Source organism: Xanthomonas sp. JL1 (assembly GCF_038405005.1).
On sequence record NZ_JBBYGR010000031.1, the window covers coordinates 22,726 to 44,112 of the forward strand.

The 21,387-nt window shown below is 65.2% G+C and carries 14 protein-coding genes and 3 pseudogenes; 14 read left to right on the forward strand and 3 right to left on the reverse strand.

Annotated elements, in window-relative coordinates:
* The first annotated feature begins 33 nt into the window (after positions 1 to 33).
* Positions 34 to 2,136 (forward strand): glycosyltransferase, encoded by a 2,103-nt coding sequence (locus tag WJW29_RS06620; protein ID WP_011408177.1) that lies wholly within the window; start codon positions 34 to 36, stop codon positions 2,134 to 2,136.
* A gap of 332 nt (positions 2,137 to 2,468) precedes the next feature.
* Here the strand turns inward: WJW29_RS06620 and WJW29_RS06625 are convergent, their stop codons facing one another.
* Both WJW29_RS06625 and WJW29_RS06630 read right to left on the reverse strand, forming a co-directional pair.
* Positions 2,469 to 3,911: a hypothetical protein gene (locus tag WJW29_RS06625; RefSeq protein ID WP_027703398.1), complete on the reverse strand. Its 1,443-nt coding sequence runs from the start codon at positions 3,909 to 3,911 to the stop codon at positions 2,469 to 2,471.
* A 268-nt stretch (positions 3,912 to 4,179) separates the two neighbouring features.
* Entirely contained in the window at positions 4,180 to 6,366 is a 2,187-nt protein-coding gene (locus tag WJW29_RS06630; protein ID WP_012445331.1) for a bifunctional (p)ppGpp synthetase/guanosine-3',5'-bis(diphosphate) 3'-pyrophosphohydrolase, read from the reverse strand.
* Positions 6,367 to 6,655: 289 nt separating this feature from the next.
* Here WJW29_RS06630 and pqqA point away from each other — a divergent pair, with 289 nt between their 5' ends.
* From pqqA to WJW29_RS06695, 13 genes and pseudogenes are all read left to right on the forward strand, one after another.
* The gene (gene pqqA, locus WJW29_RS06635) at positions 6,656 to 6,736 is read left to right on the forward strand and encodes a pyrroloquinoline quinone precursor peptide PqqA (RefSeq protein ID WP_002812057.1); all 81 of its coding nucleotides are present in this window, start codon (positions 6,656 to 6,658) and stop codon (positions 6,734 to 6,736) included.
* Between the two features lie 83 nt (positions 6,737 to 6,819).
* Entirely contained in the window at positions 6,820 to 7,719 is a 900-nt protein-coding gene (gene pqqB, locus WJW29_RS06640; RefSeq protein ID WP_011258497.1) for a pyrroloquinoline quinone biosynthesis protein PqqB, read from the forward strand.
* Entirely contained in the window at positions 7,716 to 8,468 is a 753-nt protein-coding gene (gene pqqC, locus WJW29_RS06645; RefSeq protein WP_041182064.1) for a pyrroloquinoline-quinone synthase PqqC, read from the forward strand. Before pqqB ends, pqqC begins: the two co-directional genes overlap by 4 nt.
* Positions 8,465 to 8,599, forward strand: a pseudogene (pqqD, locus tag WJW29_RS06650) (pyrroloquinoline quinone biosynthesis peptide chaperone PqqD); the annotation flags it as partial. The gene pqqC and the pseudogene pqqD (WJW29_RS06650), both read left to right, overlap by 4 nt.
* Complete coding sequence (gene avrBs3 / locus WJW29_RS06655; RefSeq protein ID WP_011407859.1) at positions 8,593 to 13,041, forward strand: type III secretion system effector avirulence protein AvrBs3; 4,449 nt, start codon at positions 8,593 to 8,595, stop codon at positions 13,039 to 13,041. The pseudogene pqqD (WJW29_RS06650) and the gene avrBs3, both read left to right, overlap by 7 nt.
* Positions 13,037 to 13,192 (forward strand): annotated as a pseudogene (gene pqqD, locus WJW29_RS06660) (pyrroloquinoline quinone biosynthesis peptide chaperone PqqD); the annotation flags it as partial. The gene avrBs3 and the pseudogene pqqD (WJW29_RS06660), both read left to right, overlap by 5 nt.
* A complete protein-coding gene (gene pqqE / locus WJW29_RS06665) occupies positions 13,189 to 14,307 on the forward strand; it encodes a pyrroloquinoline quinone biosynthesis protein PqqE (RefSeq protein ID WP_011408172.1) in 1,119 nt (372 codons plus the stop codon). The pseudogene pqqD (WJW29_RS06660) and the gene pqqE, both read left to right, overlap by 4 nt.
* Positions 14,308 to 14,369: 62 nt before the next feature.
* On the forward strand, positions 14,370 to 14,882 hold the full coding sequence (locus WJW29_RS06670; RefSeq protein ID WP_011408171.1) for a hypothetical protein: 513 nt from the start codon (positions 14,370 to 14,372) through the stop codon (positions 14,880 to 14,882).
* 428 nt (positions 14,883 to 15,310) lie between these two features.
* Complete coding sequence (locus WJW29_RS06675) at positions 15,311 to 16,825, forward strand: PhoPQ-activated protein PqaA family protein (protein WP_041182063.1); 1,515 nt, start codon at positions 15,311 to 15,313, stop codon at positions 16,823 to 16,825.
* A gap of 408 nt (positions 16,826 to 17,233) precedes the next feature.
* Positions 17,234 to 17,545, forward strand: coding sequence for a glucose kinase (locus WJW29_RS06680; protein WP_250637369.1), 312 nt, complete (start codon positions 17,234 to 17,236; stop codon positions 17,543 to 17,545).
* A pseudogene (locus WJW29_RS06685) lies at positions 17,470 to 17,897 on the forward strand (glucokinase). Before WJW29_RS06680 ends, WJW29_RS06685 begins: the two are co-directional and overlap by 76 nt.
* Before the next feature lie 43 nt (positions 17,898 to 17,940).
* Positions 17,941 to 18,165, forward strand: a complete 225-nt coding sequence (locus tag WJW29_RS06690; RefSeq protein WP_012445340.1) for a glucokinase — start codon at positions 17,941 to 17,943, stop codon at positions 18,163 to 18,165.
* Positions 18,166 to 18,266: 101 nt separating this feature from the next.
* Positions 18,267 to 20,975, forward strand: a complete 2,709-nt coding sequence (locus WJW29_RS06695; protein ID WP_113084400.1) for a TonB-dependent receptor — start codon at positions 18,267 to 18,269, stop codon at positions 20,973 to 20,975.
* A gap of 142 nt (positions 20,976 to 21,117) precedes the next feature.
* On the opposite strand, the gene WJW29_RS06700 is transcribed toward WJW29_RS06695, so the two are convergent.
* The coding region (locus WJW29_RS06700) for an IS5/IS1182 family transposase (RefSeq protein WP_075243407.1) at positions 21,118 to 21,387 on the reverse strand (270 nt) is incomplete at its 5' end.

Sequence of the window (21,387 nt, forward strand, 5' to 3'; positions counted from 1 at the left end):
TTCACTGCCATACCACGCTGGAGTTCCAACGCAATGTCGATGTCTTTGGCCGATGCGCGCTATCTGTTCAATCGCATCCTTGGCCTGATCCACCGCAGCATGGCCAGCATGCGCACGCGCGGCTGGCGCGCCACCTGGCAGCGTATTCGCGTCCACACGCAGGCGCCGCCGGTCGCGCTCGGCACGCCGTTGTGGCTGCCGCAACCCGCCCCGTTCGCCGCATTTGCGCTGCCGCACAGCGCCGCGCCGCGGGTGTCGGTGGTGATTCCGGTCTACAACCACATCGCACATACCTTGGCTTGCCTGCGCTCGCTGGCGGCGCATCCGCCGCTGGTGGATGTGGAAATCATCGTTGTGGACGACGGCAGCAGCGACGCCACCGCCGAACAATTGCCGCAAGTTGCCGGCCTGCACTATCACCTGCGTGCGAGCAACGGTGGCTTCATTGCCGCCTGCAATGACGGCATTGCGCTGGCGCGTGGCGATTTCGTGGTGCTGCTCAACAACGACACCATTCCGCAGCCCGGCTGGCTGGATCGGTTGATCGACACCTTTGCCCAGCATCCAAGCGCCGGCCTGATCGGCGCGCAACTGGTCTACCCGGACGGGCGGCTGCAGGAATCCGGCGGCGTGGTGTTCGGCGATGGCAGCGCCTGGAGTTACGGCCGCTTCGAATCGTCCGACGACCCGCGCTATGCATATGTGCGGGCGATGGATTACTGCTCGGGCGCGGCCATCGCGCTGCCACGCACGCTGTTGCAGACGCTGGGCGGGCTGGATCGGCGTTACATGCCGGCGTACTACGAAGACACCGATCTGGCGTTTGCGGTCCGTGCAGCGGGTTACCAAGTGCTGGTGCAGCCGGCCAGCGTGGTGGTGCATGACGAGGGCACCAGCAACGGCACCGATACGCGCACCGGGGTGAAGGCCTATCAGGTGCGCAATCAAAACGTCTTTGCCGAAAAGTGGCAGCAGGCGCTTAAAGCGCAGTTGCCGGTGGGCACCGTGCCCGGGCCTGCACTGCTGCACCGCGGCCAGCGCCAGGTATTGATCCTGGACGAGTGCGTACCGCAGCCGGACCGCGATTCCGGCTCGCTGCGGCAGTTCAACCTGATCCGCCTGCTGCGCGAAGAAGGCGCCCACGTTGTCTTCGTGCCGACCCGCCGCGAACATGCCGGGCGCCATACGCAGGCATTACAGCAACTCGGCGCCGAAGTCTGGTACGCACCGTTTCTCGAAGGCGTCGGCAGCTGGCTGCGCACGCACGGTGCGCGGTTTGCGGTGGTGCTACTGGTACGCCACCACGTCGCACATGCCTGTCTGCCGTTGCTCAAGCAATACGCGCCACAGGCGCGCACCTTGTTCGATACCGTCGACCTGCATTACCTGCGCGAACGCCGCGGTGCCGAGGTGGCTGGCGATGCCAATCTGCTGCATGGCGCAGAACGCACCCGCCTGCGCGAGCTCGAGATCATGGCGGCCACCGATGTCACCTTGCTGGTGTCGGCCGCAGAACAGGCGCAACTGCGCACAGATGCGCCGCACATTCGCACGGCCCTGCTTTCCAACCTGCATGACGTCGCCGGCAGTGGCCACAGCTTCGCGCAACGCCGCGACCTGGTGTTCGTCGGGGGCTTTCGTCATCCGCCGAATGTGGATGCGGTGCAGTGGTTCATCAGCGCCATCTTTCCGCAGGTCCGTGCACAGCTGCCCGATGTGGTGTTTCATTGTATCGGTGCCGACCTGCCTGACGCCTTGAAATTGTTGGCCGACGAGTGCACCGGCGTGCAGCTGCACGGTCACGTTCCGGATCTGGTTCCGTTCATGGACAACGCACGTATCGCGGTGGCACCGCTGCGTTTTGGCGCGGGCGTCAAAGGCAAGATCAATCTGAGCATGGCGCACGGCCAGCCGGTGGTGGGCACCACCTGCGCGGTGGAAGGCATGCACCTGCGCGATGGCGAGGATGTGTGCGTGGCCGACGATGCAAACGCGTTCGCCGCTGCGATCGTGCGTCTGTATCAGGACGCAGCGCTGTGGCAGCGTCTGGCCGATAACGGCTTGCGCAACGTGGCCGAGTATTTTTCGCTGGATGCAGCGCGCGCGACGGTGCGGGCGTTGTTTATTGCGGAGTGAGCAGGTGGTTGTGTGCGGAGGGTGGACGGAGCCTGTGCGCCGCACCACCGCACAATGCGCCGCCTGACTGATCATTCATCCATCGGCATGGAGACCGATCGCCAGGCTTCGCACGCACCCTCATCCGCCCCTTCAGGGCACCTTCTCCCGGTGGGGGAAGGAGTGCGCTTAGCAGATTCACTGCGCTTTTGTTTTAGAGGCGACACAGCGTGTCGCGCGTGCGCTCGCCCCGCAGTTCCGGCGCTTGCGATGTCATCGGATAGGGGCTTTGAAGCCTCGTTTGAGTTACAGGTTCGGCAAGCTCCGAAGTTGCCGACACCGCCAGCAACCACTCAACGCTGCTCGGCGACGGCCTTGACCCGTCGCGTGAACTCCGCCAATTCCGGCAGTTCGGGATCCAGTTGGTGCGCTTCGTCCTGCGCACGGCGGGCGAATGCGGCGTCCTCCTGGCCCAGCCGTTCGCTTCCGACCGCAACCCAGCGTTGTGCAAGGCGGCGACGCGCGCCGGCCAGGGCATCGGCATTGGGTGTCAGTGCCTGCCAGGCATCGAGACACCCACGCGCGGCACGCAGGCGATTGTTGCGCAGTTCGTCCTCGAAACAACGCTGGCTTGCCGGCACCACGCGCGCCGCAGCCTGCAGCACGCGCGGATCGCGCGGTGCCAGCGCCTGCGCGGCGCGTACCGCGTCGTAGGCGCTGACGCCAGGCGGGGTCATCCAGTGTTGCTGCGCTTGGGCATCGGCAACGCGCTGCAGCAATGCCCGCAGACGGCGCTCGCGGGTGCCGCGCGACAGGCCCGCGGTTGGGCCGCGCTGGGCGTCTCGCGCGCGCGCAATCGCCTGCTCGGCCTGCACAATGGATGTAGCGCCCGGCACCAGCAGCTGCGCCTGACGGACTGATTGCAGCGCATCGTCGAAGTGAAAATCCGCCGCTTGCCGGCTAGCTTGTGCGGCGTACTCGTCCGCCACCTGATCGAGGCCTCGCTGGGCGATTGCATCGTCCGGCTCGGCCACCAGCACCGCGTTGAAATCGCGCGCAGCCGGAGCCAGGCGGCCACGGCGTAGCAAGGCCTGTGCACGTTGGCGGCGTTGTTCCAGCACGCGGTGGTACTGGCCTTCGGTCAGCGGCATGTCGACATGCCCGGCGTCGTAACGCTTGGCTGCGGCCAGCAACGCCGACGCCTCACCGAGCGCATCGCGCGCCAATGCGTGGCGTGCCTGCGCCAACAGATCGGTCAAGGCGTCTTCGCGACCTTCCAGGGCGTCGGTGCGATCGGGCGCCAGGGCCAGGATGCGCTGGTACAGCGGCAACGCGCTGTCGGGCGTGCCGTCCAGGCGACCTTGCTGCTGGGCCATCGCCGCCTGCGCCAATAAGGCATCCAGCCCGACCCGGCGCGCCTGCAGCGCGTGCAGCCGCGCGGCCACTGGGGCGATCTGTGCCTGCGGCGCTTCCAGGGCGGTGGCCAGCGCCAGCCTGCGTTGCGCTGCTGCGACATCGCCGGCCGCGATTGCCGCACGCGCCTGCACCACTGCGGCAGCGCCGGTCCGCGCCAGCCCGGCACGGGCTTCCCCACGGTCGCTATCCAACGCAAGCGCGGCGGCGAACAATTCGCGCGCACCGCTGCCATGGGCAGCGCTAAGCTGGCCGCGGGCCAATGCGGCATCGCCCCGCTGCAGCAATTGCTGGATGCGCGTGTCCGGCCACAGCCAATCGGCCAGCGGCTTGCGCAGCACGACCACGGTCAGCAACAGGCAGGCGCACAAGGCCAGTACCACGCGCCAGAGCGCACGACTGCGCAGTGGCACCCAGAGACGGGGCGATCTGACCCAGCGCGGGAGCAGAGACATGCGGTGGCGTCCATCCTTGGCGCGACCTGACGGGGGGGCGTTCACCGCCTTATGGTAGCGGTGTGGGTTGCGAAGGCGGTGTGGGCTCTTCGGGATTCGGGATTCGGGATTCGGGATTCGGCAGGCAAGCACAACTCACGTCCCTTGCGTGCTGTTTGTTTCCAATCGATGGGCGCCAGCAAAATTTTCGGCGCGCTCAGCCTAGCCGCCGTACCTCGCTCACTCCGGGCAGCGCGTCCAGCTTGCCAAGCAGTCCGGACAGCTGGTCGTAATCGCTCACCTTCAGGCGCAAGCGCAGCTGCGCCCTGCCCGTGTCGCGCACGTTGTCGCTATTGATTTCCAGCACGTGCGCGTCTTCCTGGGCGATCAGGTTGGTGATGTCCTTGAGCAGCCAGCGGCGGTCCACCGCGCGCACCTGCACATCGACCTCGTAGCCGGTGCCGGCCTTGCCCCACTCCACCGGCAAGACCCGCTGCGGGTGGGCGGCGGCCAAGCGCGCCAATGCCGCGCAATCGGTGCGATGCACGGTGATGCCGCGGCCGCGGGTGAGGTAACCGGCAATCGGCTCGCCCGCCACGGGTTGGCAACACCGCGCCAGCTGCACCAGCAGGTTGCCCACGCCCTCCACGGTGAATTTGGATTTGCCCAACCCCTCGCGACGCGCAGTCGGCCGCGGGGGCGCCGGTACCGCCGGCTGCGAGGCGGCACGCTCGGCTTCCAGTAATGCGCGGCTGACCTGATTCGGCCCGGTATCGCCCAATGCCACCTGGATATACAAATCGTCGATGGTGTCGGCGTGGAATTTGCGCGTGGCCACGCTCAGATCCGCATGCTGGAGGCCCAGGCGTTTGAGCTCGCGATCGAGCAAATCCTTGCCGGCCTGCACGTTGCGCGCGCGGTCCAGCTTGTGGAACCACGCACGCACCTTGTCGCGCGAACGCCCGCTGGCCAGAAAACCGTTGGAGGCCAGCAACCAGTCGCGGCGCGGGTCCGCTTCCTTCGCGGTCATGATCTCCACACGGTCGCCGCTGCGCAGCCGGTAGGTCAGCGGCACGATGCGGTCGTTGACGCGCGCGCCGCGGCAGCGATGCCCGACCATGGTGTGCACGTGGTACGCAAAATCCAGCGGCGTTGCGCCTTGCGGCAGATCGATCACCTCGCCCTTGGGGGTCAGCGCATACACGCGGTCTTCGATCAGCTCGGCATCCAGCGCGCCGGCCAGTTCGCCGTGCTCGCCTTCCTGCACCTGTTCCAGCAGCTGGCGCATCCACAGAATCTTGCGGTCGAAGGCCTTTTCGCCGCCCTTGCCGCCTTCCTTGTATTTCCAGTGCGCAGCCACGCCGAGTTCGGCCTGGGCGTGCATCTCATGGGTGCGGATCTGGATTTCGATCGTGCGCCCTTCCGGGCCGACCACCGCGGTATGCAGCGAGCGATAATCGTTGGCCTTGGGCCGGGCGATGTAATCGTCGAACTCGCTCGGCACCGGCGCCCACAATGAATGCACAGCGCCCAGCGCGGCGTAACAGGCCGCCACATCGTCGACCATCACCCGCACCGCGCGGATGTCGTATAGCTGATCGAACGACAGCCGCTTCTTCTGCATCTTCCGCCAGATGCTGTAGATGTGTTTGGGCCGCCCGCTGACGTCTGCGCGCAGGCCCTGCTGGGCGAGCGCCGCCGACAAGGTGCGCTTGACCGCTTCCAGATAGCGCTCGCGCGCCACGCGGGTTTCGTCCACTTCGCGGGCGATGCGGCGATAGGTGTCAGGCTCCAGATGCCGGAACGCCAGATCTTCCAGCTCCCACTTCACCTGCCAGATGCCCAGCCGGTTCGCCAGCGGCGCGTGGATGTCGCGCGTGAGTTGGGCCAGTGCATGGCGCTGTTCTTTACTGAGACGGTCGGCCACACGCATGCGCGACAGCTGCCGCGCCAACAGGATCGGCACCACGCGCAGGTCGTGGATGATGGAAAGCAGCAGTCGCCGCAACCCTTCGCTGTTGCGCCCGGCCTCGCGCCCGGCATGCAGCGCCCAGACCTGATCGGCTGCATCCAGGCCATCCAGCAATCCTTCCACTGCCACCCGCCGCTCCGCCGGCTGCCACGGCAGGTCGGTCACCGCGCCGCGCAGCGCGGGCAGATCGAACAGCAATGCTGCAATCAATGTGGCCTCGTCGGCCGCCAGCAGCGCCAGTGCGTCCAGGGTGTCGCCAAGCAGGGCCCACGGCACGTTATCGGTCTGCGCGGGCGGCAGCTCCTGCCAGGCCCGCGCCAACGCTTCGCGCAATGCCGGGGAAATGGAGGCCACGGCCGGGCGCTGCAACAAAGCCTGCAGGCGATCGAATGAGGAACTGGTCACAACAGTGGACACGGTGGCGGGCACCAACAGATGGCTGATGACTACGGTAACGTGCGCGTCACCTTCTCCACAACGCGTGGTGGTACCGCGTTCGCAATGCGAGAAGGGTCTGGTGCTTATGCCAGGTTCACCCGGCAACGTCTTGATTCATAACCGCTCGGCCTGGAAAGCGGAATAGCGCCGCAAACGAAAATCGGCACCGACGCATTTTTTTACATGCCCTTTACAACTGCGCCAAACCGCCTGCCTATGCTCAGGCCACTTCGCCGGTTGCATCCAGCAACCCGCGACGTTTTCCCAACTGCGAGGTAGCCGAATGAAGACCTGGAAGAAGCCTGTCGTTCGTGAAGTCAATTGTGGCGCCGAAATCAACTGCTACGTCTCCGGCGAGTTTTGATCCTGCACGTTTCATACTCACCTTGCCGCCTTCCGTGTGATGCATGACCGGCAGTTGCCGGCAGATTTAGGTCACAGCTCTCCATGCGCATCATTGTTTTGGGATCGGCGGCCGGCGGTGGGCACCCGCAGTGGAATTGCCATACACCCGCGAGTCTGCGGGCGTGGCAGCAAGCAGACGGTGCCCAACGTCGTACCCAGGCCAGCATCGCGGTCAGCGCAGACGGCGAGCGTTGGGTGCTGATCAACGCCTCACCCGATTTCCGCCAACAAATTCTCGCAACGCCTGCCCTGTGGCCGCAGCAGGGACTACGACATTCGCCGATCAAGGCGGTGCTGCTGACCAGCGGCGAGATCGACCACATCGCGGGGCTACTCTCGATGCGCGAAAGCCAGCCGTTCGCGCTGCATGCCAGCCGCCGCGTGCTGGACTTGCTCGCGCAGAATCCGATCTTCGACGCCGTGAACCCGCAGTACGTGAGCCGGCAGCCATTCACGCTGAACGCGCCACTGACAGTAAGCGGGCTGCAGCTGACCCCATTCTCTGTGCCCGGCAAGGTGCCGTTGTTCATGGAATCGCGCAGCGGCGGCGATCTGGCTGGCTCTCAAGAAGAAACACTTGGGCTCACCATCGACGATAGCCAGCACCGCGTGCATTACATCCCCGGTTGCGCGGCGATGACCGACGCCTTGCGCGCCCGACTGCACGGCGCCGAGCTGGTGTTCTTCGATGGCACGCTATGGCGCGACGACGAAATGGTGCAGCTAGGCATCAGCCAGAAAACCGGCCAACGCATGGGCCATATGAGCATCGACGGCCCTGAGGGAACGATCGCCGCATTCGCGCCGTTGAACGTGGCGCGCAAAATCTTCATCCATCTCAACACCACCAATCCCGTGCTCAACACCCAGTCGCCCGAGTTCGCCACCGCGCGTGCCAGCGGTTGGGAAGTTGCCCACGACGGCCTGGAGATCGCTCTGTGAGTGCGCTGCTCAGCCCCGATCAACTGGAAGCAGACCTGCGTGCCATCGGTGCGCGTCTGTATCACGACCAGCATCCATTCCATGCGCTGTTGCATCACGGCAAGCTCGATCGTGGGCAGGTGCAGGCCTGGGCCTTGAACCGCTTCGAATACCAGCGCTGCATTCCATTGAAGGACGCCGCGATCCTGGCGCGCATGGAAGACCCGGCGCTGCGGCGGATCTGGCGCCAACGCATCGTCGATCACGACGGCAACAGCGCCACCGATGGCGGCATCGCGCGCTGGCTGCATCTGACCGACGCGCTGGGCCTGGACCGCACGCTGGTGGAATCCGGGCGCGCGCTGCTGCCCGGTACCCGCTTTGCGGTGCAGGCGTATCTGCAGTTCGTAAGCGAAAAAAGCCTGCTCGAAGCGATCGCCTCGTCGCTGACCGAACTCTTCGCGCCCAACATCATCGGCCAGCGCGTGGCCGGCATGCTCAAGCATTACGACTTCGTGTCGTCCGACGCGCTGGCCTATTTCGAGCATCGTTTGACCGAGGCGCCACGCGATTCGGATTTCGCGCTGGATTACGTCAAGCAACATGCCGATACGGTCGAAAAGCAAGCGCTGGTCAAGGCAGCCCTGCACTTCAAGTGCTCGGTGCTGTGGGCGCAGTTGGATGCATTGCATGTGGCCTACGTGACCCCAGGCATCGTGTGGCCGGATGCCTTCGTGCCGGACCGCGACGCCAGCCGGGTCGCAGCGTGAGCAGCATTACTCGCGATAGCCAGCCGGCCCTGCGTGCAGGCGTGCGCTTGCAGCACGACCGCACACGTGATCAGTGGGTGCTGCTCGCACCCGAACGCGTGGTCGAGCTGGACGAGATCGCATTATGGATCCCATTCGTTCGCGCACGCCAAGTCCTGCCCGCGAGCTTCTGCCCGGACCCCAACCGGATAGGGTTCAGCCGACTGCAGATCGGGGGGGGGCTCCGCCTGCTGGCGGCCCCCTGGATGGCTTGCCCGCTCGGCGGACGATGTCCCGGACCCGGCTGCCATCTCCCCCTGCGCCCTCGCCTGCGTTCTCGGCGGGCAGCTTCAGCGATCTGCTCCGTCAGTTCGATCCGTCGCTTCTTGATACATCGCTTCTTGATTCGATGCCTGCCGTCGGCACGCCGCATACAGCGGCTGCCCCAGCAGAGTGGGATGAGGTGCAATCGGGTCTGCGTGCAGCCGATGACCCGCCACCCACCGTGCGTGTCGCTGTCACTGCCGCGCGGCCGCCGCGCGCCAAGCCGGCCCCGCGACGGCGTGCGGCGCAACCCTCCGACGCTTCGCCGGCCGCGCAGGTGGATCTACGCACGCTCGGCTACAGTCAGCAGCAGCAAGAGAAGATCAAACCGAAGGTGCGTTCGACAGTGGCGCAGCACCACGAGGCACTGGTGGGCCATGGGTTTACACACGCGCACATCGTTGCGCTCAGCCAACACCCGGCAGCGTTAGGGACCGTCGCTGTCACGTATCAGCACATAATCACGGCGTTGCCAGAGGCGACACACGAAGACATCGTTGGCGTCGGCAAACAGTGGTCCGGCGCACGCGCCCTGGAGGCCTTGTTCACGAAGGCGGGGGAGTTGAGAGGTCCGCCGTTACAGTTGGACACAGGCCAACTTCTCAAGATTGCAAAACGTGGCGGCGTGACCGCAGTGGAGGCAGTGCATGCATCGCGCAATGCACTGACGGGTGCCCCCCTGAACCTGACCCCGGACCAAGTGGTGGCCATCGCCAGCCACGATGGCGGCAAGCAGGCACTGGAGACGGTGCAGCGGCTGTTGCCGGTGCTGTGCCAGGCCCATGGCCTGACCCCGGCGCAGGTGGTGGCCATCGCCAGCCACGATGGCGGCAAGCAGGCGCTGGAGACGGTGCAGCGGCTGTTGCCGGTGCTGTGCCAGGCCCATGGTCTGACCCCGGCGCAGGTGGTGGCCATCGCCAGCAATAACGGCGGCAAGCAGGCGCTGGAGACGGTGCAGCGGCTGTTGCCGGTGCTGTGCCAGGCCCATGGCCTGACCCCGGACCAGGTGGTGGCCATCGCCAGCAATAACGGCGGCAAGCAGGCGCTGGAGACGGTGCAGCGGCTGTTGCCGGTGCTGTGCCAGGCCCATGGCCTGACCCCAGACCAGGTGGTGGCCATCGCCAGCAATAGTGGCGGCAAGCAGGCGCTGGAGACGGTGCAGCGGCTGTTGCCGGTGCTGTGCCAGGCCCATGGCCTGACCCCGGACCAGGTCGTGGCCATCGCCAGCAATGGCGGCGGCAAGCAGGCGCTGGAGACGGTGCAGCGGCTGTTGCCGGTGCTGTGCCAGGCCCATGGCCTGACCCCGGACCAGGTGGTGGCCATCGCCAGCCACGATGGCGGCAAGCAGGCGCTGGAGACGGTGCAGCGGCTGTTGCCGGTGCTGTGCCAGGCCCATGGCCTGACCCCGGCGCAGGTGGTGGCCATCGCCAGCAGTGGCGGCAAGCAGGCGCTGGAGACGGTGCAGCGGCTGTTGCCGGTGCTGTGCCAGGACCATGGCCTGACCCCGGACCAGGTGGTGGCCATCGCCAGCCATGGCGGCAGCAAGCAGGCGCTGGAGACGGTGCAGCGGCTGTTGCCGGTGCTGTGCCAGGCCCATGGCCTGACCCCGGACCAGGTGGTGGCCATCGCCAGCCACGATGGCGGCAAGCAGGCGCTGGAGACGGTGCAGCGGCTGTTGCCGGTGCTGTGCCAGGCCCATGGCCTGACCCCGGCGCAGGCGGTGGCCATCGCCAGCAATGGCGGCGGCAAGCAGGCGCTGGAGACGGTGCAACGGCTGTTGCCGGTGCTGTGCCAGGCCCATGGCCTGACCCCGGACCAGGTGGTGGCCATCGCCAGCAATGGCGGCAAGCAGGCGCTGGAGACGGTGCAGCGCCTGTTGCCGGTGCTGTGCCAGGACCATGGCCTGACCCCGGACCAGGTCGTGGCCATCGCCAGCCACGATGGCGGCAAGCAGGCGCTGGCGACGGTGCAGCGGCTGTTGCCGGTGCTGTGCCAGGCCCATGGCCTGACCCCGGACCAGGTCGTGGCCATCGCCAGCCACGATGGCGGCAAGCAGGCGCTGGAGACGGTGCAGCGGCTGTTGCCGGTGCTGTGCCAGGACCATGGCCTGACCCCGGACCAGGTGGTGGCCATCGCCAGCCACGATGGCGGCAAGCAGGCGCTGGAGACGGTGCAGCGGCTGTTGCCGGTGCTGTGCCAGGACCATGGCCTGACCCCGGACCAGGTGGTGGCCATCGCCAGCAATGGCGGCAAGCAGGCGCTGGAGACGGTGCAGCGGCTGTTGCCGGTGCTGTGCCAGGACCATGGCCTGACCCCGGACCAGGTGGTGGCCATCGCCAACAATAACGGCGGCAAGCAGGCGCTGGAGACGGTGCAGCGGCTGTTGCCGGTGCTGTGCCAGGACCATGGCCTGACCCCGGACCAGGTCGTGGCCATCGCCAGTAATCAGGTGGTGGCCATCGCCAGTAATATTGGCGGCAAGCAGGCGCTGGAGACGGTGCAGCGGCTGTTGCCGGTGCTGTGCCAGGACCATGGCCTGACCCCGGACCAGGTCGTGGCCATCGCCAGCAATAACGGCGGCAAGCAGGCGCTGGAGACGGTGCAGCGGCTGTTGCCGGTGCTGTGCCAGGACCATGGCCTGACCCCGGACCAGGTCGTGGCCATCGCCAGCCACGATGGCGGCAAGCAGGCGCTGGAGACGGTGCAGCGGCTGTTGCCGGTGCTGTGCCAGGACCATGGCCTGACCCCGGCGCAGGTGGTGGCCATCGCCAGCCATATTGGCGGCAAGCAGGCGCTGGAGACGGTGCAGCGGCTGTTGCCGGTGCTGTGCCAGGACCATGGCCTGACCCTGGACCAGGTGGTGGCCATTGCCAGCAATGACGGCAGCAAGCAGGCGCTGGAGACGGTGCAGCGGCTGTTGCCGGTGCTGTGCCAAGACCATGGCCTGACCCCGGACCAGGTCGTGGCCATCGCCAGCCACGATGGCGGCAAGCAGGCGCTGGAGACGGTGCAGCGGCTGTTGCCGGTGCTGTGCCAGGACCATGGCCTGACCCCGGACCAGGTCGTGGCCATCGCCAGCCATGGCGGCGGCAAGCAGGCGCTGGAGACGGTGCAACGGCTGTTGCCGGTGCTGTGCCAGGACCATGGCCTGACCTCGGCCCAGGTCGTGGCCATCGCCAACAATAACGGCGGCAAGCAGGCGCTGGAGACGGTGCAGCGGCTGTTGCCGGTGCTGTGCCAGGACCATGGCCTGACCCCGGACCAGGTCGTGGCCATCGCCAGCCATGGCGGCGGCAAGCAGGCGCTGGAGACGGTGCAGCGGCTGTTGCCGGTGCTGTGCCAGGACCATGGCCTGACCCCGGACCAGGTCGTGGCCATCGCCAGCAATGGCGGCAAGCAGGCGCTGGAGAGCATTGTTGCCCAGTTATCTCGCCCTGATCCGGCGTTGGCCGCGTTGACCAACGACCACCTCGTCGCCTTGGCCTGCCTCGGCGGACGTCCTGCCCTGGATGCAGTGAAAAAGGGATTGCCGCACGCGCCGGAATTGATCAGAAGAATCAATCGCCGCATTCCCGAACGCACGTCCCATCACGTTCCCGACCTCGCGCACGTGGTGCGCGTGCTTGGTTTTTTCCAGAGCCACTCCCACCCAGCGCAAGCATTCGATGACGCCATGACGCAGTTCGGGATGAGCAGGAACGGGTTGGTACAGCTCTTTCGCAGAGTGGGCGTCACCGAACTCGAAGCCCGCGGTGGAACGCTCCCCCCAGCCTCACAGCGTTGGGACCGTATCCTCCAGGCATCAGGGATGAAAAGGGCCAAACCGTCCCCTACTTCAGCTCAAACACCGGATCAGGCGTCTTTGCATGCATTCGCCGATTCGCTGGAGCGTGACCTTGATGCGCCTAGCCCAATGCACGAGGGAGATCAGACAGGGGCAAGCAGCCGTAAACGGTCCCGATCGGATCGTGCTGTCACCGGCCCCTCCGCACAGCACTCTTTCGAGGTGCGCGTTCCCGAACAGCACGATGCGCTGCATTTGCCCCTCAGCTGGAGGGTAAAACGCCCGCGTACCAGGATCGGGGGCGGCCTCCCGGATCCTGGTACGCCCATCGCTGCCGACCTGGCAGCGTCCAGCACCGTGCTGTGGGAACAAGATGCGGCCCCCTTCGCAGGGGCAGCGGATGATTTCCCGGCATTCAACGAAGAGGAGCTCGCATGGTTGATGGAGCTATTGCCTCAGTCAGGCTCAGTCGGAGGGACGATCTGAGGTGGTCGCGCAACGCTACGACGGCACGCGCTCGCTGGCACAGATCGCACAGGAGCTGGCTGCAGAGTTCGATGCGGACGCGGCGGATATCGAAGCCGACGTGATCGAACTCACCGCCACCCTGCAGCAGAAACGTCTGCTGCGGCTATGACCACTGCGCCGCCACCGCTGTCGGTGTTGCTGGAACTGACCCACCGCTGCCCGTTGGCGTGCCCGTATTGCTCCAACCCGATTGCGCTGGCCGCGCTGCGTGAAGAAATGGACACCGCCGGCTGGCGCTCCTTGCTGGAGCAGGCCGCCGAGATGGGTGTGCTGCAAGCGCATTTTTCCGGTGGCGAACCGATGCTGCGCAAGGATCTGCCCGAGCTGGTGGCGCATGCGCGCACGTTGGGGCTGTACAGCAATCTGATCACCTCCGGTGTCGCTGGCGGCGAGCCGATGCTGGACCAACTGCAGGCAGCCGGGCTGGAACACGTGCAGTTGAGCGTGCAGGACGTGGATCCAGCCGGCGCCGACCGCATCGCGGGCTACCGCAATAGCCTGCCGAAGAAGCGCGACTTCGCTGCAGCCGTACGCGCGCGCGGCCTGCCGCTGACGATCAACGCGGTGCTGCACCGTCATAACGCCGAGCGCGTGCCGGGCATGATCGCGCTGGCGCTGGAATGGCAGGCCGAGCGCATCGAAGTGGCGCACACCCAGTACTACGGCTGGGGCCTGCGTAATCGCGCTGCGCTCATGCCCAGCCGCGAGCAACTGATGGCCACCATCGACGCGGTGGACACCGCGCGTCGCGAGCTCGGCGACAGCCTGGCAATCGATTTCGTCACTCCCGATTACTACGCGCGCCAGCCCAAGCCCTGCATGGGCGGCTGGGGCCAGCGCTTCGTCAATATTTCTCCGCGCGGGGATGTGCTGCCCTGCCATGCCGCCGAAACCATCGAGGGCATGCGCTTCGACAATCTGCGCGAGCGCGCGCTGGCCGATATCTGGAACAACGGCGAGGCGTTCGTGCGCTTCCGTGGCACCGCGTGGATGCCGGAGGTCTGCCAGGGCTGCCCCAAGCGCGAGATCGACTGGGGCGGCTGCCGCTGCCAGGCGCTGGCGCTCAGCGGCAATGCCGCCACGCTGGACCCGGTGTGCGAACGTTCGCCCGCACATGCACAGGTACGCGCGACTGCCGAGCGTGAGGCGGCAGCGCCGGCGCCGGAGTTCATCTACCGCCGCCCCGAACGCCCGGCCCCAGCCACCGCCGACACGCTGGAGTAAGCCGCATCGGCCCGCGTCAACAGCGTCTACACTAGCCGCGTCTTCTTCCTTGGATGGCTTCCATGTCGCGCGTGCGCCGCATTCCCTTGCTGGTCTGTCTGACCCTGGCATTGCATGCCGCCCCCGCCCTGGCGCAACGCGCGGTGCAAGGCGATCTGCAATCGCAAATGAGCGCCGAACAATTCAAGGCCGCCGGCCTGGACAAGCTCAATGCCAGCGAGCTGGCCGCGCTCAATGACTGGCTGCAAGGCAAGGTCGCCAAGGAGGCCGCGGTGGTGGTCGAACAGGCCAAGGAAGCCGGGCGCCAGGAAGTGATCGTCAAGAACCGCGGTTTCTTCGACTTCGGCAGCAAGGAGCCGATCGAGAGCACGTTGGTTGGCGAGTTCAGGGGCTTTTCGAAGGGGAGCGTCTACACGCTGGCGAACGATCAGCAGTGGGAGCAGACCGATGCTGCCAGCCTGTCCGGTGTGCGCAAGGACGCCCCCAAGGTCAAGATCAAGCCGGGTCTGGTCGGCGTGTGGTATCTGCAGATCGAGGGCTACAACACACCGGCAAAGGTGCGGCGGATCAAGTAAGCCCACGAGCTCACATCGCGCGGCTGCCGATGGCGGGCGCCGCGCTTGGAAGTGACACGCGCTACGCGAATCCGGCCGCCACGCGTTGCGCCCGTGACATGCAACTGCCACCGCTGCATTGATCGCCTGCTGCAGAGCAGTGCACGCGCAAGTTAGCGTTGATCCCGGCAGACGAGCCGCAAACCTGGCCGCGACCCCACCACGCTCGGCGCAGCTGAAGCGACGCACGCGATCATCGCACTCAGCATCAGTGAAGACGCAGCCCCTGCGCGACAGCGATAGCTGCGGTGCTCGGTAGCACTAGATACCACGTACACTTCCGCTCACACTGCGCCCAACACACCCAGCTGACGCGCCTGCTGGCCACGTCTTTCCCGCGCGATTGCCCGCAAACACGCGGGCCGCCGCCCGACATACGGAGAATATGCATGTGCCCGATGACCCGTTGCAGCGTCGCCTTGCTGACGTCCCTGATGTTTTTCGCAGGCGTCGCGCCCGCTGATTCAGCCGTTCCTGCCGCGCCACCGGTGGAGCGCTGCGCGCGTGCACCCGAGGTGGGCTTCGCCCAGGCGCTGGTGTGTTACCACGACGCCATCGAACAACAGCCACTGATCTACACGCGCGTTGGCACCAGCAACGTTACCGGTGTCGAGCGGCGCGATTACCTGCTGACCTCGCAAGACTGGTCGCCCGAAGGACTGGTCACGCCGGCACGTTGGCAGCACGACGTGGCGATCTACGTGCCGAAAGAGGCGCTGCCTACCCGCGCTGTGTTGATCTCAACCAACGGCACGCGTCATCCGCTGGATGGCAGCACAGCGCAGCCGTCCAGCGAACTGCCGCCCGAGGCATTGGCGGCCTTGGCGCAGCGCACCCGCACCGTGGTGATCGCGCTCAGCGATATTCCCAACCAAGCGCTCAACTACCAAGGCGATGCCAACCCACGTCGCGAAGATGACAGCGTGGCCTATACCTGGTCGCTGTTTCTGAAAGCGCCGCAGCAACGTATGACCATGCCGCTGCATGTGCCGATGGCCGCTGCGATTGCACGCACCATGAGCCTTGCCGAGCGCGAATTGGCACCGTTGCGAATCCATCGCTTCGTCCTTGCCGGCGCTTCCAAACGCGGTTGGGCCAGCTGGCACGCCACCATCGCCGACCAGCGTGTGGAGGCGGTGGTGCCGTTCGTGATCGACATCCTCAACATGCCGGCAGTGCTGGAGCATATGTCGCGTACTTATGGCGGCAATTGGCCGATTGCCTTCGACGCCTACGCGAAACAGGGCATCACCTCGCAACTGCAGACGCCGGCCTTCGCGCAACTGGTGCAGTTGCAGGATCCACTGCGCTATCTGGACACCCCCTATCGCAAGCGGCTGGCAGTACCCAAGTACATCGTCAATGCCAGCGGCGACGATTTCTTCCTGCCGGACAACACCCAGTTCTTCTACAACGCGCTGCCGGGCATCAAGGCGCTGCGCGTACTGCCCAACAGCGCGCACAACATCCGCGCCTCCATCGTCGACACTCTGGCGCCGTTTATCACGCGGCTGCAACAGCAGCGCCCGCTGCCGCAGGTGAGCGATACCTTGCATCCGGGCAAGGCGCCGCAGATCCGCTTCCGCTCCTCCGAGCCGCCAACGCAGCTGCAGCTGTGGAGCGCGACCAATCCGCAAGCGCGCGACTTTCGCTACGCCTGCGGCATTCGCTACAGCTCCACGCCTATTGCACACGCCAACGGCGGCACGGTCTCGGTGCCGGTCCAGGTTCCGGACGACGGCTGGAGCGCGTACTTCGTCGAAGCCACCTACGCGGATGGGTTTGTTTCCACCAGCCAGACCTATGTGCTCGGCAAGCAGCGCTACCCCACCCAGGCGCCGCCCACCGACCACGCGGCCTGCAGCACGTTGCCTGGGGCGACCAGCGGTGCTGCTGTGCGTTGAAGCACGCTTTGACGTTTCGGGAGTTAGCGACAGCCGACTAAAACGCGTGGCGGCCAGCTGAGCGCAACGCACGCGCTTACCGGGCCCGCCTGGTATTTGACCACGGTGTGCGTTGGACGTATTTGTCCGCCTTGCGCAACGCAGTCCGCACAGACAACGCCAAATTGCACATTTTTTCACTTGAGCACGCCAGCAAGATCGATCCAACCCAACTGATCCATTAACATCGTTGTCACCGACTTCTACACAGGCCCGTACTCGCTGACGGCATCGGCCACCAGACGGACCGAAGGACTGAATGTGGCTGCGATTTCGCGTTCCGCTGACGTCTCTGCTTCGCCCGCTGTCCCGGTTGCTACCAGCTTCATCGCTGCCGATGTCGGCGGCGCGCATGTGCGTCTAGATCATATGGTGCAGGCCAGCGATGCAGCGATCGCGCTATCGCATTACCGCAGCTATCGCTGCGCCGAACACGCCAGTCTGGAAGCCATCCTCGGGGACTTTCTGCAGCAACAGCGTGCTGTCGATGCGGTGGTGATCGCCAACGCCGGCGTGGCACTGGACGATGGCAGCTTCCTCTCAGCAACACCCTGCCGTGGACGATCTCGCCAAGCCGCATCGGCGCCGCGCTCACGGTGCGCAACGTGCACCTGGTCAACGACTTCGACGCAGTCGCCTACCCGGCACCGCAGATGGAACAACGGGCCGTGCTGCAACTGAGCGGGCCTACGCCGCGCCACGCCCGCACCACCGGGCCGATTCTGGTGGTCGGCCCCGGCACGGGTTTGGGGGCAGCAGTGTGGATCGATGCCACGCCGCGCGCGATCTCGTGCTGGCCACCGAAGCCGGTCAGCTCGCGCTGGCCGGCACGCGTGAGCAAGAACGCGCATTGCTGCAACTCCTGTTACGCGGCCGGCACTATCTGCCGCTTGAGCACGTACTCTCCGGCCCGGGTCTGCTGCATCTGGATCACGCCGTGTGCGAGCTGCATGCCGCAGCACCGCGTCATCGCCTGCCCGCCGCCGTGACGCACGCGGCGCTGTACGAAGACGATGCGCTGGCGCGCGCATGATTGCAGCTTTTTTTGCGGCCTGCTTGGAAGCGCGGTCGGCGACATGGCGCTGGCCTGCGACGCTGCCGGCGGTATCTATCTGGCTGATGGTTTCCTGCCGACGATCGGCCAGTTCCTGGCCGGCAGCACATTCGCCGAACGCTTTCTGGCCAAGGGCAACATGCGCGCAGTGCTCGAACGTATCCCGATCAGGTTGGTCGAGCACGGGCAACTGGGCGTGCTTGGCGCGGCGAACTGGTATCTGCAACACCATACTCACCTGGCGTAAGCGATCCACTACGCGCTCTACCCCGAGCACGCGTCTGCAAGACCCGCATCCGGCGAGCAGCAGCCCGCCGTCCATCCCTGTGCGTGATGAGGAGAGACATCATGAAATACAGCACGACCCTGCTGCCCAGCGCCATTGCAATGTCGCTGGCATTCGCTGCGCAAGCCCAGGACAGCGCTGGTGCGCAAGCCACCGATCTGGACGCCGTCCAGGTGGTCGGCATCCGTGCCAGCCTGGAAAAATCGCTCGATACCAAACGCAACAACACCGGCATTTCCGAGGCGATCACCGCCGAGGACATCGGCAAATTCCCAAGTACCAACGTGGCCGAAGCGCTCTCGCAGATTCCCGGCGTCACCTTGGACAGACGCTTCGGGCAAGGCGAGCGCGTGAGTATCGACGGCACCGACCCCAGCCTCAATCTGTCGTTCCTGGATGGGCACCCGCTCGCACAGGCGATCTGGTTGTACGGCGAACAGCCCAGCCGCGGTTTCGATTACACCTTGCTGGCCCCGCAGATCCTGGGCCGTGCAGAAATCCTCAAGTCGTCCGAAGCGCGCCTCACCGAAGGCAGCCTGGGCGGCACGGTGCTGATGCATACACGACAGCCGTTGGATCTGAAGGTCAACGAAGTGGCCGCGTCCATCGGCTACAGCGATAGCGACCAAGCCAGTCAGGACAAACCAAACGCCGCACTGCTCTACAGCTGGAAGAACGCGGCCGAGACCTTCGGCATCGCAGTGTCGGCGCAGCATTACGAAGAACGCGTGGACCGCCGCGGCATGGAAGTCTTTGGCTATGTACCGGCCAGGACCTTCGCCAATGCCGCAGGTGGCGTGCCGGCCGATGCGGATGTGCCGAACTCCATCAACGCGGCCTGGTTCCAGCAGGATCGCGAGCGCGATAGTGCCGTGGTCAACCTGCAGCTCACGCCCAGCGATGCGCTGGAGTTCAATCTAAGCGGCCTGTACATCAACGAAAACTTCGACAACTACAACCAGTCGATGTACAGCTTTCTCACTTGGAATCCCGGGACGGTGGCCGCGGTGGACCAGCTCGGCGGCGTCCGTAACGGGGTGGTCACCAGTGGTCACTCCAGTGCCAATGCCAATGCCAATGCCAATGCCAATGCCAATGCCAATGCCAATGCCAATGCCAGTGCCAATGCCAATGCCAATGCCAGCCCGCTAGGCGGCACGGTGATCTACGACAACAACGTACGCGAATCGGAAGTAACCACTAAAGGGCTGGACTTGCGCGGTGCCTTCCGCGGCGACGTTTGGGGTTTAAATGGACAGGTGGGACAGAGCAAGTCCGAGAACAACGATCTCTCGCAATACTTCATCGAGCCGTTCTACAACGGCGGTTTCAGCTGGGACACCCGCCGCGGCATCCGCTTCGACGATCCGGCGGCGGCACGCGACCCAGCCAACTGGGGTTCGGCCGGCGGCTGGTTCGGCAACAAAGGTATTTTTTCCACCGAGAGCAAAGACACGTACGGCCAGCTGGATTTCAATCTGCAGTTCGATGGGGTATTCAATCAATTGCTGTTCGGCGTGCGCCACGGCAAGCATGACGAGCGCTTCGAACTGAATGTTGATGGCGGCGTCACCCCAGGCAAGTTGGCCGATGTCGGCACCATCGGGCTGACCGATCTGCAGGATTTCTATCCCGATCACGGCCAGCATGTGCAGGCGGGCCGCAACAATGTGCTGAACTGGATCCGCAACAGTCCGATCGACGACAACGCCCCCGACCCGGCCAGCTATCTCAACAATAGCTGGGCGCTGGAGCAGACCAACAACGCGGCCTATGCGCAGCTGAACTTTTCCGGCGGCGGTCTGCGCGGCAATCTCGGCGTGCGCTATGTGGATTCCAAGACTGAAGGCAGCGGCTTCGTCTACAGCGGTACGCCCTCGCTCGCCAACGCCGATAGCCTGTGGCAGACCCGTACCCGCAAGGAAGACTTTCTGCTGCCTTCGCTGACGCTGTCGTACGACACCAGCGACGATTGGGTATTCCGCTTCGCTGCGGCCAAGGTCATCGCCTGGGCACCGTACAACCAGATGGTCAACAACACCTTTCTCAACGACACCACGTTGACCGGCAGCGGCGGCAATGCAGAGCTGTCGCCGTATGAATCCTGGAATTTCAACCTCTCTGCCGAGTACTACTTCGCGCAACAAGCGGTGGTGGCGTGGTCGCTGTTTTACAAGAAGATCAACAACTACATCGACACCAGCGCCAGCGTGGAACGCCAATACAACGCACTGCGCGATACCGCACCGCAAAGCTGGGCGCAGCTGGTGGGCAGCAATGGCTGTACCGCCGACGGCTATTGCGACTACAGCATCCAGCGGCCGCGCAATGCCGGCGATGGCAAGGTCAAGGGCTTCAACATCTCCTTCCAGCAGCCGTTCGGCGACAGCGGCTTCGGCCTGACCGCCAATTACACCTATGCTGCCGGCGAAAACAACACCGGCGATGCCCTGCCCTATCAATCGCGCAACAGCATCGCCTTCAGCCCGTACTACGAAAAAGGCCCACTCAATGCACGGCTGACCTACAACTGGCGCGACAGCTATCTGGCGGGCGGGTATGTGGCCGGTGCGGCTCCGGCAAGCGTGGACGACTACGCCGAACTCTGCGCCAGCGTCGGCTATGCGTTCAGCCCGAACTGGTCGCTGCAGGTCGACGCGCAGAACCTGTTGGACGAGCAATACCTGCAGTATCTGGGCGACAAGGACCATCTGACCGGCCGCTACAGGAGTGGACGCCGCTACATGGCCAGCCTGCATCTGAAGTTTTAGCGCAGCTGGCAACATGCCCGCGCTCACGGCCAGGCGAGCGCGGCCGATGCTCGGAATCGGCGCGTCTCCCTTGTACGCGCCGGTTCCGAGTGCGCCGTCCACGCCGACCGAGCGACTGCTTGCTACGGTTTATTAGGGCCTGTTAACACATCCGAAGCCCATCAACGACCAGAACGAAGCTGAGGAAGCCAAGGAACATGACATCCAGCTTCTCGAAGCGCGTGAAAATCCGTCGGTAGCCCTTCAAGCGACGGAACAGCCTCTCCACTTCGTTGCGCCGCTTGTACATTTCCTTGTCGTACTCCCAAGGATCGACCCGATTGGACTTGGGCGGAACCACCGGCACGAAGCCAAGATCGAGCGCCAACTGGCGGGTTTCATTGCCTTCGTAAGCGCGATCCATCAGCAGATG

What these genes read in the sequence shown, in the direction of transcription:
- WJW29_RS06620 (WP_011408177.1), top strand. Translation starts at nt 34, where the DNA reads ATGTCGATGTCTTTGGCCGATGCGCGCTATCTGTTCAATCGCATCCTT.
- pqqA (WP_002812057.1), top strand. Translation starts at nt 6,656, where the DNA reads ATGAAGACCTGGAAGAAGCCTGTCGTTCGTGAAGTCAATTGTGGCGCC.
- pqqB (WP_011258497.1), top strand. Translation starts at nt 6,820, where the DNA reads ATGCGCATCATTGTTTTGGGATCGGCGGCCGGCGGTGGGCACCCGCAG.
- avrBs3 (WP_011407859.1), top strand. Translation starts at nt 8,593, where the DNA reads ATGGATCCCATTCGTTCGCGCACGCCAAGTCCTGCCCGCGAGCTTCTG.
- pqqE (WP_011408172.1), top strand. Translation starts at nt 13,189, where the DNA reads ATGACCACTGCGCCGCCACCGCTGTCGGTGTTGCTGGAACTGACCCAC.
- WJW29_RS06670 (WP_011408171.1), top strand. Translation starts at nt 14,370, where the DNA reads ATGTCGCGCGTGCGCCGCATTCCCTTGCTGGTCTGTCTGACCCTGGCA.
- WJW29_RS06675 (WP_041182063.1), top strand. Translation starts at nt 15,311, where the DNA reads ATGTGCCCGATGACCCGTTGCAGCGTCGCCTTGCTGACGTCCCTGATG.
- WJW29_RS06680 (WP_250637369.1), top strand. Translation starts at nt 17,234, where the DNA reads ATGGTGCAGGCCAGCGATGCAGCGATCGCGCTATCGCATTACCGCAGC.
- WJW29_RS06690 (WP_012445340.1), top strand. Translation starts at nt 17,941, where the DNA reads ATGGCGCTGGCCTGCGACGCTGCCGGCGGTATCTATCTGGCTGATGGT.
- WJW29_RS06695 (WP_113084400.1), top strand. Translation starts at nt 18,267, where the DNA reads ATGAAATACAGCACGACCCTGCTGCCCAGCGCCATTGCAATGTCGCTG.